Source organism: Williamwhitmania sp. (assembly GCA_035529935.1).
GTDB lineage: Bacteria > Bacteroidota > Bacteroidia > Bacteroidales > Williamwhitmaniaceae > Williamwhitmania.
The window spans coordinates 1-14,784 of sequence record DATKVT010000129.1 but is presented as its reverse complement, the minus strand read 5'-3'; the positions used below and the strand labels follow the sequence as shown (position 1 = coordinate 14,784).

Below are 14,784 nucleotides of genomic sequence, written 5' to 3'. Positions count from 1 at the left end.
CAGGTGTTCGATCAATTGACACCTTCAATCCAATGGCAGAAGGCGGTACTGGATTTATTCCCGGACCTTTTGGTTGTGGCAAGACTGTACTTCAACATGCCATTTCTAAACAAGCTGATGCCGATATGATTATTGTTGCAGCTTGTGGTGAACGCGCAAATGAGGTTGTGGAGATGTTTGTGGAATTTCCCCACTTGGTTGACCCTCGAACGGGTAGAAAACTCATGGAGCGTACTACCATTATATGTAACACCTCAAACATGCCTGTTGCTGCTCGTGAAGCTTCAGTTTACACCGCCATGACTATTGGTGAATACTACCGATCAATGGGATTGAAGGTTTTGTTGTTAGCTGACTCCACTTCTCGCTGGGCTCAAGCACTTCGTGAAATGTCAAACCGTTTGGAGGAGTTGCCAGGCCCCGATGCATTCCCAATGGACCTTCCGGCTATCATTTCAAACTTCTACGCTCGCGCAGGTTTTGTATACCTTAATAATGGATCAAGTGGTTCTGTTACTTTTATCGGAACTGTTTCTCCAGCGGGTGGTAACTTGAAAGAACCAGTTACTGAGTCTACAAAAAAGGCGGCGCGTTGTTTCTACGGACTTTCACAGCAACGAGCCGACTCTAAACGTTACCCCGCTATTGACCCACTCGACAGTTACTCTAAATATCTTGAATACCCTGAAATCATTGAGTATTTAAATACAAAAATTCAGGATAACTGGGTTGACCTTGTTATGGAGGCTAAGAATCTGGTTCGGAGAGGTAAGGAAGCCTACGAACAGATCAATATTTTAGGTGATGATAGTGTTCCAATTGACTACCATGATAAGTTTTGGAAGTCAGAATTAATTGACTTTATTATACTTCAGCAGGATGGATTTGACAAGATCGACCAGTCTTGTCCACTAAATCGTCAAAAATACATGCTGAATTTGGTAATGAATATTTCTCGTCAATCTTTTAGTTTTGAGAATTTCGAGGAATGTACCACCTACTATAAGAACCTTATCAATACTCTCAAACAGATGAACTATTCGGAGTTTGAGTCGGAGCAATTTGCTAATTATGAAAAGGAGCTCAACACTATGCTAAACGAAAGAAGGGCTTAGGAATGGAAACAAAAGCATTTCAGCGAATATATACCAAAATAACAGGTATTACCAAGGCCACCTGCACGCTACGAGCTCAGGGGGTTTCCAATGAAGAGCTAGCGCTGGTTGGAGGGAAAATGGCTCAGGTAGTGAAAATTATGGGCGACTTGGTTACGCTTCAAATTTTTTCAGGAACCGAAGGTATTGCGACCAATACCGAGGTGATATTTTTTGGCGAGCCACCAAAGTTAACCGTTAGCGATGATTTAGCTGGTCGTTTCTTCAATGCCTATGGAAAGCCAATTGGTGATGGACCAGAAATCGAGGGAGAGTATAGAGAAGTGGGTGGCCCTTCGGTAAATCCGCTTCGTCGTATGCAACCGTCTGAACTTATTGCAACAGGTATTGCAGGGATTGACCTGAATAATACCCTAGTATCTGGACAAAAGATTCCATTCTTTGCCGACCCCGACCAGCCTTACAATCAGGTTATGGCCATGGTTGCACTTCGGGCTAAGGCCGATAAAATTATCCTTGGGGGAATGGGCCTTTCAAATGACGATTACCTTTTCTTTAAAAATGTGTTCGACAATGCTGGCGTGCTCGATCGTATTGTAAGTTTTGTAAATACTACTGACGATCCACCTGTTGAGCGCTTGCTTATACCAGATATGGCGCTTGCTGCCGCCGAATACTTTGCCGTAGACAAGAACGAGAAGGTTCTCGTACTGCTTACCGACATGACCCTCTACGCCGATGCTCTCAGTATTGTATCGAATCGTATGGACCAGATTCCTTCAAAGGACAGTATGCCCGGTTCGCTTTACTCTGACCTAGCACGTATTTACGAGAAGGCAGTGCAGTTTCCAGAAGGCGGTTCCATAACTATTATTGCAGTTACAACCTTGAATGGTGGGGATATTACCCACGCAATTCCTGATAATACTGGCTATATTACAGAAGGACAACTTTTCTTACGCTCCGATTCCGACACCGGTAAAGTTATTGTGGATCCTTTCCGAAGTTTATCACGCTTAAAACAGCTGGTAATTGGAATGAAAACGCGCGAGGATCATCCACAGGTTATGAACGCGGCTGTGCGTCTTTATGCCGATGCAGCCAACGCGAAAACCAAGTTAGAAAATGGTTTTGACCTTACCGACTATGATGAGCGTACGCTCAAGTATGCCAAAGCATACTCTGAGCGGTTGCTTGCTATTGATGTTAACGAGAACATTGAAACAATGCTCAACACTGGATGGGAACTTTTTGGCACCTATTTCTCAAAGGCAGAGGTTGGTATTAAGGCAGAATTGGTTGAAAAGTACTGGCAGGGTAACTAACCTGCTGGGTTTATTAACCTCACAAATTAATTGCTATGGCAATAAAGTTTCAGTTTAATAAAACTTCACTTAACGACCTTAACAAGCAACTTAAAATCAGGGTAAGGGCTCTGCCTACCATTAAAAATAAGGAATCGGCCCTTCGCCTTGAAGTAAAGAAAGCCAAGACAATTGCCGAGGATCTGAGTAACAAGTTGATCCAGAAAATGGCTGAATATGACTTCATGGTTGGTTTGTGGGGTGAGTTTGAGCCAGGATTGATTACGGTTGAGGACGTTAACCTTAGGGTTGTTAAAATTGCAGGTGTTAAAATTCCAATTCTTGAGGATGTTATCTTTACGGTGAAGGAGTTTAATGTTTTTTCCAAACCGTTCTGGTTTACCGATGGAATAAAAATATTACAAGATTTAGCCTACATTGGCATTGAAAGAGAGTTTTACCTTGAGAAGATGAAACTACTTGACTTTGCTCGAAAGAAGACAACTCAGAAGGTAAACCTGTATGAGAAGGTTCAAATCCCCGGGTATGAAGAGGCTATTCGCAAGATAAAGCGTTTTCTTGAAGACGAAGAGAACCTTTCTAAATCTGCTCAAAAGATTGTAAAGAAACGTTACGAGATTGTGGAGGACGAGCAATGATTATCCCGATGACCAAATTTGCTTTTCTGGTGTACCATCAAGAGTATCCGAATTTTTTGGAGAACCTTCAAAATATGGGGTTGATACATGTGTCGGAAAAGCACCAGCATATTGGCGAAAAGGAGAAGAACTTGCTAGATTTGATTGCCCAGCTTAAAGGTGCAATCTCTTTCTTGGAGGGGAAGCAGGCTTCAGAGCAACCCAATCTGAAGGAGTTTTCACTCGACGACTTTCTGGCAAGGTTAGCTGCGATTCGCAAGGAGAATGAGCAACTTGAAAACCAAGAAAAAAGAGTTGAGAAGGAACTGAAGGATGTTCGTCCATGGGGCGATTTTTCTGCCTCCGATCTCAATAGGCTTGCCTCTCTTGGTCTCACACTGAAGTATTACTCTGTTGCAGAAAAACGTTTTAACCCAAATTGGTTTCAGGAGTTTCCAATTGAGGAAATTGCTCGCATCGATGGCACTGTGTACTTTGTCGCCGTTTATCAGGAGGGTGATGCCATAATTCATGATGCCATCGAGATGAAACCTCCCGTTGCGTCATTTTCAGAAAAAACGGAAGAATTGGCACTAATTCGACAACAGCTGGATCACATTGTGGCTGAGTATGGCTCCATGGCCAGTCAAAAGGAATTGCTTGAGAAGGAAATGTTAAAAGCCCAGAATTCTCTAGTTATTCAAAAGGTATGGGATGACACCCTTCTTGAAGCCGATGAGAAGGTTATGTTGCTAGAGGGATGGGCACCAACCGAGCAAAGGAAAGTAATAGAGGAATTTGCCGAAGTAAATGGAGTATACTATCTTGCTGAAGAGGGAAAGGTAGAAGATAATCCCCCAATACTGTTGAAGAATAATCGCTTCGCAAAGTTATTCGAACCCATTGGTGCTCTATTCTCATTGCCTGTTTATAATGAAATAGATCTAACTTCCTTCTTTGCTCCCTTCTTCATGATGTTCTTTGGCTTCTGTTTGGCCGATGCAGGGTATGGAGTAATATTATTATTAGTAGCGACCATCTTCAAATCAAAGGTTAAGGCTGACTTAAGGCCAATAATGTCGCTCATACAGTGGCTTGGTCTTGCAACCATTATTTTTGGTATAATTACTGGCACCCTATTTGGCGTTGACCTGTTAAAACTTAACTTGGGATGGGCCAGCAGTCTGCATAACATTATGCTCGATTCGCAAAAGTTGTTTCGTTTAGCATTGATGGTTGGTGCAGTTCAGATTTTGTTCGGCATGGCCATCAAGGCTTTTAACCTTGCCAAGCAGAATAACTGGTGGTATGCTGTTACTACAATTGGATGGTTTGTCTTTATTTCATTTACAGCGGCATGCTACGCACTTGGAGGTATTGTTCCTGCACTCAAACCATGGGGACATCTTCACCTAATTGTGGCAGCTGTTACAGGAATTGCCATCTTTTTCTTCAATAGTCCTGGCAAAAATCCATTTCTCAATTTCGGATTGGGAATTTGGGATAGCTACAACATGGCAACTGGTTTGCTAGGTGATGTCCTTTCCTACATTCGATTGTTTGCACTCTCTCTCTCGGGAGCAATTTTGGGAGGAGTGTATAACAGCCTTGCCTTCGGTATGGCTCCGGATATTATTATTGTAAAGCAAATTGTCATTGTTCTAATTTTGGTAGTTGGGCATTCAATTAACCTTTTCATGGGAGGGCTTGGAGCACTTGTGCATCCAATGCGTCTTACTTTTGTGGAGTTCTATAAAAATGCCAATTTTACTGGAGGGGGGACGCTTTACAATCCTTTTAAAAAAAATAATTAACCTATTAAATGTTAAACTTTTAGAACTATTAATTATGGGACCAATCATTTTTGCTTACATCGGAATCGCACTTATGGTCATCCTTTCGGGGGTAGGTAGTTCCCTTGGGGTAACTATTACTGGAAATGCATCCATTGGAGCACTCAAAAAGGAGAGTGGCGCTTTTGGTAATTTTCTTGTTTTAAGCGCTCTTCCAGGAACGCAGGGCCTTTATGGCTTTACTGGTTACTTTATGTTGAAAGATTTTCTCGTGCCTTCCATTACGTGGTTTCAAGCAGCCGCTATATTTGGTGCAGGGCTGGCAATGGGCACTGTTGGTCTAATTTCAGCAATTCGTCAGGGCCAGGTTTGTGCAAATGGTATTACTGCTATTGGTAATGGCCACAAGGTTTTTGGTAACACACTTATTCTTGCTGTATTCCCTGAATTGTATGCCATTATTTCACTTGCTGCTGTGTTCCTTATTGGAACATCACTTGCAGCCTAGGCGGAACAAAAATATTGTATCGGTAGAAGAGCTTTCGTAGCTCTTCTACTTTTTTTTGTACCTAACCTTCCAATTGTTACGGTTACTTTGTGCTCTTGATTCCTGAGGCTTTTTATACCAAAAAAAGTAATCCCGTTGTCGCAATTTTTCCTCCTTGGTTCGGGCCACATAAACTTTTTCGCCTGTATAGGGATCAATACCTGTATAAAAAATGGTGGACGAGAGTGTCATTGGGGTAGGTGTGAAATCCTGAACCTGCTCCAATTTAAAGTCTAAGCTTCGAGTAACATCTGAGAGCTGCCTCATCTCCTGTTCTGTGGAGCCCGGATGGCTTGATATGAAGTACGGTATTAACTGAAAGTTTACCCCGGCTGAACGATTGATTTTATTAAACTCCATATCCAACTTCTCAAAAAGTCCAAAATCTGGTTTTCGCATTCTCTTTAATACCGATGGAGCGGTGTGCTCAGGAGCCACCTTTAACCGTCCGGAGGTGTGATGCAGAATGACCTCCTTCAAGTATTCATAATTTTCAAATGGATCACCAACGCCGTCAGTTAAGAAAAGATCGTAACGTATTCCGCTACCTATGAATGCTTTTTTTATGCCTTCAATTTTCGAAACGTTGTGGTAGAGATCGAGTAGTGGGCGATGGGAGGTATTAAGGTTCTTGCAAATTTTGGGGAAAATGCAGGAGGGGCGTCGACACTTTTCACATTGGGTTAGGTCCTTTCCCTTCATCATGTACATGTTGGCCGATGGTCCACCAAGGTCAGATAGGTAGCCCTTGAAATCTGGCAACTCCTTTATCTTGTTTATTTCATTAATGATAGATTTCTGCGATCTACTTGTAACAAACTTTCCCTGATGAGCGGAAATGGTACAGAAAGAACAACCACCAAAGCATCCACGATGAATATTAATTGATGTTTTTATCATCTCAAATGCAGGGATTGCTCCCTTTCCATCATAGCGGGGGTGAGGCAGGTAGGTGAAAGGTAGATCGTGATAGGAATCCAATTCCGCTGTGGTAGCTGTTGGGAATGGAGCATTCACAATAACAAAACCTGCAGGTCCCTCTTCAACTAAGTTGCTTGGAGAGACTCTATTTGACTCCGTTTCGATGAGAGCAAAATTCTGCCCAAACTTAGTTTTACTTTCTGTGCATTGCTGAAAGGAGTAGAGCTTAACATAATTTACGTCCTCTGGCTCTACCTGTGAAATATAGGCGGTCTGCGGTATGGTCGTAGCTGTTTGAATTGCACTTCCTTCGTCTAGTAACTTAGCAATCTGAACAATAGCCTTTTCCCCCATTCCATAAACCAGAATGTCGGCCTTGGACTGATATAGAATGGATGGCATCAAGGAGTCTGACCAGTAGTCGTAGTGTGTAAGTCGTCGAAGTGAAGCTTCAATTCCTCCAATTACTACTGGTATTTCTGGGTAGAGTTGTTTGAGAATATTGCTATATACGCTTACAGCATAGTCAGGTCGAAAGCCAGCTTGACCATTTGGTGTGTAGGCATCATTGCTTCTGATGCGCTTGTTGGCAGTGTAATGGTTGACCATGGAGTCCATGGCACCCGAGGAAATTCCAAAAAAAAGGCGTGGAGGTCTTAACTTTTTAAAGTCACGAAGGTCATCCCTCCAGTTTGGTTGGGGAACAATGGCAACCTTAAAACCAGCATGCTCAAGAATTCGGCCTATTACTGCAATACCAAACGAAGGATGGTCAACATAAGCATCGCCAGAGAATAGAATAACGTCAGGTTGTTCCCACCCGAGTGATTCTATCTCCTTTTTAGATGTGGGTAGCCACATTGTTTTGCTAATATTAACCATATTGCTAAATTGTTTTACAAATAACTGTGAACCAGCTTATAATGTATTGCGAATTGGGAACATATCCGTTATGTTTAATATCATTCGACACTGGCTGGAAGGAGCAATGAAGAATCTCCATAGCTCAAGAACCTATAGCCATTCTCCATTGCATGCTGGTATACCTTTTTCCAATCATCTCCAATAAATGCTGAAATCAGTAGCAGTAGAGTACTACGTGGTTGGTGAAAATTGGTTATCATACCATTGATCAAATGAAATTTATAACCTGGTGAGATCATTATTTGAGTTGAACCATCAAAATGGGTGATACCCTCAGATTTACAAAACGAGATTAACTTGTCAATTGCTGTGGCCGCCGGAATAGTATCCACAAGTTGGTATGCATCCCACTGTTTGAGTTGAAAGGAACAGTTGCCACCTGCACTATCTATCATGCTTACCCCAATCCAGTAAAGGGATTCAAGTGTTCTAACGGAAGTAGTTCCAACAGCTATTATATGCCCTATGCTTTTTTTAATCACCTCCAATGATTCTAGGGGTACCGAAAAGTGCTCACTATGCATAGTGTGCTGGCTAATCGAACTCGCTTTCACTGGTTTAAACGTTCCAGCACCAACATGAAGTGTCAACTCAACCATTTGAGAGCCACTCAGTTTAAGCCGTTGAATAACCGATTCAGTAAAGTGCAGTCCTGCCGTAGGAGCAGCAACAGACCCTTCCCATTTTGAATATACAGTTTGATACCTTGTCTCATCAATTGTCTCTTCCTTTCTGTTTAGGTAGGGTGGTATTGGAATGGCACCGGCTGCTTCTAGAACCTGTCCAAAACTTATGTTGGTGTTGTCCCAAGAAAATCGGATAATTAGCCCTTCTGGAAGGGGTTCCTCCCTGCAAGCCTCAAGTTTAATGGTATCATGGCCTATAGTTAACGGCATTGATAGTGTTTCCTCCTTCCACTTCTTGAGGTTTCCAACTAGGCACTTCCATGCAACTGGCTTTGTGGAGCCAAACATCTCCTGATAGTCAACCGGCTGTATTGGCTCAAGGCAGAATACCTCAATGGTAGCCCCTGTTGCGCGTTTAAAGAGAAGCCGTGCCTTAATAACCTTTGTGTTATTAAAGATAAATACCTTTTGTTTAAGTAGGTTCGGCATGTTAGCAAATTGGTCATCTTCAATATCTCCACCCTTGTAGATGAGCAGTTTAGATTTATCTCTATCATCAACTGGGAATTTTGCAATTCGTGATTCAGGTAGTTGATAGGTGTAATTGTCAATGTCAACAGGAATAAATTGCACGTGTTTGGGTATAATAGGTATAATACATTTTTTGTGGAGCAAAATTAACTATTTTTGCAAACTTAAGACGTTGTAAACACGAAGGGAAAATATCATGGAGTTAAGTGTAGGTTCTAGAGTGAAGTTTCTCAACGAGGTTGGAGAGGGAACCGTAGTTAAAATATTGATAAACAATCAGGTTCTGGTTGAAACCAAAGATGGATTCGATTTACCTTGCCTAATTAGTGACCTTATTCTTTCCAGTGAGCCCAATAAAAAAGAAAATAGCCGAAATTCGGCTATAACGGATACAAATGAATCCTTATTGAACAAGGGCGGAAAGCCTGAAATATTGGCTGCCTCCAAAATTGTAGAACCTGAAAGCAACTCTTCTTCACAATTAGAAGGAGATAAGGATCCCGATGGTGAAAGTGTTGCGCTACTGTTGGCACTTGTTCCAGAAAATTCGGTTCATCCAACAGATGGTAAGATGAGAATGTTCTTGGTAAATGATGGCTCATATCGGGCATTTTATGTTATTTCAAGGGCGGAAACTAGTGCTCACTTTCAGCCGTTGGATGCGGGAATGCTTGAACCTGATACGAAAGTGTTACTTGGAGTTATTTCACAAACTGATTTGCCACAAGGTATTACGTTGAATTTTCAACTCCTATTTTTCAAGAATAGGGAGTTTACATTAAAACCGGCGGAGCAGTTTAATATTAGCGTATCATCAGTAAAATTGTTGCGTCCAGGAGCTTATGTAGTGAATGACTTTTTCGATGAAAAAGCGATGTTGGTGAAACTTACGGAGAAGGATACCGTTGAAATTCCTGAACCGGAGAAGATTAAAGAGGCAATGCTCCTACCAAAATCGGCAGCAACACAATCCACCGCCAATAAAGTTGTGACTCCAGAGATGGAGGAGGTTGATCTGCACATTGAGGAGCTGGTTGATGATTATTCAACTCTCACATCAAAGGAGATTTTGGATATCCAGTTGGCACGGTTCACTACCTCCTTGGAAGGAGCAATAAAGTCAAAAGTGAAAAGAATAGTATTCATTCATGGAGTTGGAAATGGTAAGCTGAAGTTTGAGTTAAGAAAGCTGCTGGATACAACCTATGCAAAGTTGAGATATCAGGATGCATCGTTCAAAGAATACGGTTATGGTGCAACCTTAGTAATGTTAAAGTAGTTTCTAATTTGTAATTGCCAGAGAGCAGCTTCACCGCTGTTTGAAAAAATGGAGGAAAGTCCGGGCAACACAGAGCACCATGCTTCCTAACGGGAAGATGTTCGCGAGGGCATAGTAACGTAACAGAAAAAAACCGCCACATCTTCGGATGCGGTAAGGGTGAAAAGGTGGGGTAAGAGCCCACCGGTTTCAGTGGCGACACTGAGAGCCGTACGTCTTATGGGTTGTAAGGCCATGTATACCGGCAGCTGAGGACTGCTCGTCCAATGCCGGGGGGTAGGCCGCTTGAGCTTAGGGGTGACTCTAAGAATAGATAAATGGTGAGGGTTTGGGTAGCAATACCTAGAAACAGAACCCGGCTTACATGCTCTCTGGCTTTTACTATTTTTAAATAGGGCAAGGAAAACGCATTAATTATGTTAAGTTGTTTGCGAAATGCTGTGGTAGGAATTGCAATGATAGCATTAAATCAAAATGCATGGGCTGCCCCACAAAAAAATGACCAGCTTAAAATTTTCTGGTCGACATTGAACAAGCTCGAGATGGAGAATACCATCTCGTTTCAATTAAGGTTTAGTGAGGTTGAACCGTCAGGGGAAAGAAATAGCAAGACAGGCTTTTTTAAGCTGCGAAAACATCCATTTGACTTCTATTATAGGCAAGATTCGCCTCAAAAAGGATTAGAACTTCTTTATGTTGAAGGCGTTAACAACAACAAGGTATTAATTCATAGAAATTCATTTCCTTGGATATCCTTTTCTCTCGATCCTCTTGGTAATATTATGCTAAGAGAGTCTAGGCATCCAATTTTTGAAGCAGGCTACTGGTATCTGGTTGAAGTTGTGAAACATATCACTACAGTGAATAAACAGGCTTCCGTAACCTATGAAGGGGAAGAGCTCTGCCTTGAAAAACAGTGTTTTCGATTCCTAGTCGATAATCCTTCCTATCGGCTTGAACATTATCGAACAAAGAAGGGGGAAACCCTCTATTCTATAGCCAAATCACAGCATCTATTTCTCTACACCTTAAGGATGCTCAATCCCAATGTGGATCCCAGCTGTATCCCTGATCTAACAATGCTCACAATTCCATCTGATTACGCTAGAAAAATGTACGTATTCATTGATAAAAAGGAGTTGATACCAATAAAAATTGAAATTTATAGCGATCATGGATTGTTAGAGGAGATGGAGTTTACAAATGTAACCCAAGAAGTAATGCTCTCACCATACGATTTTAGCCGCGACAATACAACTTACTCATTCTAGCCCCTTTTGTTTAGTCATAAGCTAACCAAAATTGAGCCAATTCTTCATTGAATTGGCTTTTTCTTTGGCCCTTCCATCTGTTACGCAGCAAAAAAAATACCGCTAGGTCCAATTATCTATAGCTGTATCACATATCTAATACTTCGAATATCTAGTATTTCGGCATATTCATGTGTAAATGATGAATCATGCAGCATATTTCTGTGTGATTTATTGTGCTATTCTTCATAGGAAGGCTAAAAGCCTCATTTCTCGGTGCTTTAACATCATCTCAATGAATAGTTCTGCATTCATGCCCTATCTACTGAGGGCCTTAGAGGAGCCTGAGTATTTAGGTTGCCATATGCCTTAATTAATGAATATTGTTAGACAAAAATAGGAAAGGAGAGAGACTGCTCAGCTACAATTATCTAATTACAAATGTAAACCACCATCTTGGCAGGTAATGTTTCTCAAGTTGTTATGACTAATTTAAATCATAATATACTATATACCAGATTAATATGTATAATTTATGATAACATACTTTAACTAAAAAGATTATTATTACGTCAAATAGATGTATTTGGAGTGTTATATTACTATATGTACATTATATATATCTAATAACCAATATTGTAATATATATCAACTATAATTCACTTTAAGGAACAAGCATATTCTATAGCCTTATGTCATAACTAGATAAGTCTATGCAACTGATATAGCCCTAGCATTAAAACCATATACACATTTAGTGTTATCACAAATGTAATCATTGATAATATACAAATGTAACCCACGTTGTTTTGCATCATGTGAATTTCTGTTTATATTTGTGAATATCTTTTTGGTTATGCAGGATAGGCTTCTTAAATTGCTTACCGGTAAGCAGCTAACGGCTACCAGATTTGCTGAAATTATTGGAGTGCAGAAGTCCAGCATTTCTCATATTCTATCAGGAAGAAATAAGCCTTCCTTCGATTTTATTGAGAAAATACTCCAAAAATTTCCTGAAATTAATCCTGAATGGTTAATTACTGGTAAGGGTGGAATGTACCGTCAATCAGTACAAGCTACCCTTTTTGATTCACCGCCTAATATTCTGGATGAGGCGCAACGTGTGACACCTAGCAATACTACAAAAGCGCCTGTAAATGAAGCATCTACAGATAAAATTGGGGAAAGTCATCTTCCTATGAATGCGATAAACAAAAAGGATGTAGAGAGGGTCATGATATTTTTCAAGGATAAGACGTTTTCTGAATACTTTCCTGGGTAGGATTTCAATAATTGCTATTTTTGTGAAAAATTTCGATGTACAAGCGACTTATAAGACCTCTTCTATTTTGTCTTAACCCTGAATCTGTCCATCTACTTGTAGCCAATTCACTTAGAATTTTATTTGTAATTCCAGGTCTGAGACTACTAGTGCGAAAAACACTGCGTGTTAACGATAGCCGCATAACACGTACCGTTTTTGGATTGAAGTTCCCGTCCCCGGTGGGCCTTGCTGCTGGTTTTGATAAGGATGCCAAGCTTATTTCTGAAATGGATGCTCTAGGCTTTGGTTTTATTGAAGTGGGAACTGTTACTCCCAAGGGGCAGCCTGGTAATCCAAAACCGCGTAGCTTTCGACTTCCTGAAGACCAAGCCCTTGTAAATCGGATGGGGTTTAACAACCTTGGACTTGAGGCTGCTGTAGCGAAATTAGCAAAACGGAGAAAAAAAATTATTGTTGGAGGAAATATTGGAAAAAATACCTTGACGCCAAATAGTAGAGCAGTAGAGGACTATGCTGAGGTGTTTCAGGGGTTATATCCCTATGTGGACTATTTCGTTGTTAACGTGTCCTGCCCAAATATTTCAGACTTACATGAACTTCAGGAAAGTGACGAATTGAGTAGCATCTTAAGCCAGCTTACAAAGCTGAGAAGTCAACAAGCGCAATTCCGACCAATTCTGCTTAAGGTAAGCCCTGATTTAAGCCTAGATCAAGCCACTAAGCAGGTAAAAACGGCAATGCAATTTGGCCTAGATGGAATTGTAGCAACCAACACCACTCGCAGCCGTGAGGGGCTTGTTACTCCGGAGGTGAAGGTTAACAGTCTTGGAAGTGGCGGATTGAGCGGAAAACCACTATTTGAAAAGTCGATAAAACTTGTTGAGCATATCTACTCTATTACTGGCGGTAAGCTTCCTATTGTAGGTGTTGGTGGCATAATGTCTGAAAAAGATGCCCTCGATATGCTTAAAGCTGGTGCAAGCCTTATTCAGGTTTATACTGGGTTTATCTATAATGGGCCTTGCTTTGTTCGGCGCATAAATAGAGCTATAATTAAGGCTAATGTAGATTGATAAATTGTTTTATATCAGCGCACAATAACATTAATATCGTTGACATTATGGTACCGCCCACAAAACTAATAAGGGCTGGAACATTTGGATTCTTATATTTCACACTTTACCCTGTTAAGAACTCCCGCCTACGGTAGTCAACAGAATTATGGATTAACAGGTTGTCGTAAAATAAGTATTCCTATTTCCAAAAAAAGTAGGATAATTTGGTTGTTTCAAGTAACCTAGTAGCCCACCGTCATGGCAAGATGTCATTATAATGTCATTTCTTTTCGCTTCTAGCTCAAATACCTTCGCCGAAATAAATTTACAATTAACTTTGCACCTTCAAAAAAATAATAAATAATGGATTTAACGCACGAAATTAACCGACGAAGAACATTTGCTATAATAAGTCACCCAGACGCAGGAAAAACTACCCTAACGGAGAAATTACTGCTTTTTGGTGGTGCAATTCACGTTGCTGGTGCAGTTAAGTCGAATAAAATAAAAAAGGCAGCAACCTCCGACTTCATGGAGATTGAACGACAAAGGGGAATCTCTGTCGCTACCTCCGTCATGGGATTTGAATATAATGATGCTAAAATCAATATTCTTGACACCCCAGGACACCAAGATTTTGCTGAGGATACTTTTAGAACCTTAACGGCCGTTGATAGCGTTATCATTGTTATCGACTGTGCTAAAGGGGTAGAAGCGCAGACTCGAAAGCTTATGGACGTTTGCCGCATGCGTAATACCCCTGTTATAGTATTCATAAACAAACTTGACCGTGTGGGGCGGGACCCTTTCGACTTGCTTGATGAGATAGAGAAGGAACTCCAGATATCGGTTAGACCACTCTCTTGGCCCATAAGTATGGGGCCTACATTTAAGGGTGTGTATAATATGTTTGAAAAAACGCTCAATCTCTTCTTTTCGGAGGATAAACAGCGCGTTGGTGAGGAAAATATTAAAATAGATAACGTATTTGAATCTAGTGTGTTAGATTCATATATTTCACCCTTTACCAAGACACTAAAAGAGGAAATCAACCTTATCGAAAGTGTTTATTCTGAGTTCGACAGAGAACTTTACCTGAAGGGGAAGCTTGCCCCAGTATTTTTTGGCTCAGCTCTCAATAATTTTGGTGTTCAAGAGCTACTCAACTGTTTCATTCAAATTGCCCCTAGCCCAACAAAATCGTTTACAGAGGAGCGAGAGATTAGCCCATATGAGGAGAAGTTGACAGGGTTCGTGTTTAAAATTCATGCCAACATGGATCCCAACCATCGGGACAGGATCGCATTTTTGAAGATATGCTCCGGAACATTCGAACGAAACAAGCCATACCTTCACGTCAGGCTTGGAAAGAGCATAAAATTTGCTAGTCCAAACGCTTTTATGGCCGATAAGAAATCAATTATCGACTTTGCCTTTCCCGGTGACATTATTGGCCTACACGATACTGGCAACTTTAAGATAGGCGATACCCTTACTGAGGGTGAGGCTTTGCATT

12 protein-coding genes and 1 other RNA gene are annotated in these 14,784 nt (G+C 41.0%); 11 read left to right on the top strand and 2 right to left on the bottom strand.

All coding sequences use genetic code 11. The annotated features are described in order from the left end of the window. The 5 genes from VMW01_10045 to VMW01_10025 form a co-directional block, all read left to right on the top strand. The coding region (locus tag VMW01_10045; GenBank protein HUW06593.1) for a V-type ATP synthase subunit A at positions 1-1,115 on the top strand (1,115 nt) is incomplete at its 5' end. Between the two features lie 2 nt (positions 1,116-1,117). Then, positions 1,118-2,440 (top strand): V-type ATP synthase subunit B, encoded by a 1,323-nt coding sequence (locus VMW01_10040; GenBank protein HUW06592.1) that lies wholly within the window; start codon positions 1,118-1,120, stop codon positions 2,438-2,440. A gap of 35 nt (positions 2,441-2,475) precedes the next feature. Then, on the top strand, positions 2,476-3,078 hold the full coding sequence (locus VMW01_10035; GenBank protein ID HUW06591.1) for a V-type ATP synthase subunit D: 603 nt from the start codon (positions 2,476-2,478) through the stop codon (positions 3,076-3,078). 74 nt (positions 3,079-3,152) lie between these two features. Beyond that, positions 3,153-4,871 (top strand): V-type ATPase 116kDa subunit family protein, encoded by a 1,719-nt coding sequence (locus tag VMW01_10030; protein HUW06590.1) that lies wholly within the window; start codon positions 3,153-3,155, stop codon positions 4,869-4,871. Positions 4,872-4,905: 34 nt separating this feature from the next. Next, complete coding sequence (locus VMW01_10025) at positions 4,906-5,358, top strand: hypothetical protein (GenBank protein ID HUW06589.1); 453 nt, start codon at positions 4,906-4,908, stop codon at positions 5,356-5,358. Positions 5,359-5,403: 45 nt separating this feature from the next. On the opposite strand, the gene VMW01_10020 is transcribed toward VMW01_10025, so the two are convergent. Beyond that, positions 5,404-7,200 (bottom strand): YgiQ family radical SAM protein, encoded by a 1,797-nt coding sequence (locus tag VMW01_10020; protein HUW06588.1) that lies wholly within the window; start codon positions 7,198-7,200, stop codon positions 5,404-5,406. Between the two features lie 80 nt (positions 7,201-7,280). Beyond that, positions 7,281-8,501, bottom strand: a complete 1,221-nt coding sequence (locus VMW01_10015) for an S-adenosylmethionine:tRNA ribosyltransferase-isomerase (protein ID HUW06587.1) — start codon at positions 8,499-8,501, stop codon at positions 7,281-7,283. Positions 8,502-8,595: 94 nt separating this feature from the next. Here VMW01_10015 and VMW01_10010 point away from each other — a divergent pair, with 94 nt between their 5' ends. The 6 genes from VMW01_10010 to VMW01_09985 all read left to right on the top strand — a co-directional run. Beyond that, positions 8,596-9,678, top strand: a complete 1,083-nt coding sequence (locus tag VMW01_10010) for a DUF2027 domain-containing protein (GenBank protein ID HUW06586.1) — start codon at positions 8,596-8,598, stop codon at positions 9,676-9,678. 17 nt (positions 9,679-9,695) lie between these two features. Beyond that, positions 9,696-10,057, top strand: an RNA gene (rnpB, locus tag VMW01_10005) — RNase P RNA component class A. Between the two features lie 37 nt (positions 10,058-10,094). Beyond that, positions 10,095-10,949 (top strand): DUF1571 domain-containing protein, encoded by an 855-nt coding sequence (locus VMW01_10000; GenBank protein HUW06585.1) that lies wholly within the window; start codon positions 10,095-10,097, stop codon positions 10,947-10,949. 835 nt (positions 10,950-11,784) lie between these two features. Continuing rightward, positions 11,785-12,210, top strand: coding sequence for a helix-turn-helix domain-containing protein (locus tag VMW01_09995; protein HUW06584.1), 426 nt, complete (start codon positions 11,785-11,787; stop codon positions 12,208-12,210). Between the two features lie 35 nt (positions 12,211-12,245). Continuing rightward, on the top strand, positions 12,246-13,286 hold the full coding sequence (locus tag VMW01_09990) for a quinone-dependent dihydroorotate dehydrogenase (GenBank protein ID HUW06583.1): 1,041 nt from the start codon (positions 12,246-12,248) through the stop codon (positions 13,284-13,286). A 345-nt stretch (positions 13,287-13,631) separates the two neighbouring features. Further along, on the top strand, positions 13,632-14,784 hold a 1,153-nt coding region (locus VMW01_09985; GenBank protein ID HUW06582.1), incomplete at its 3' end, for a peptide chain release factor 3.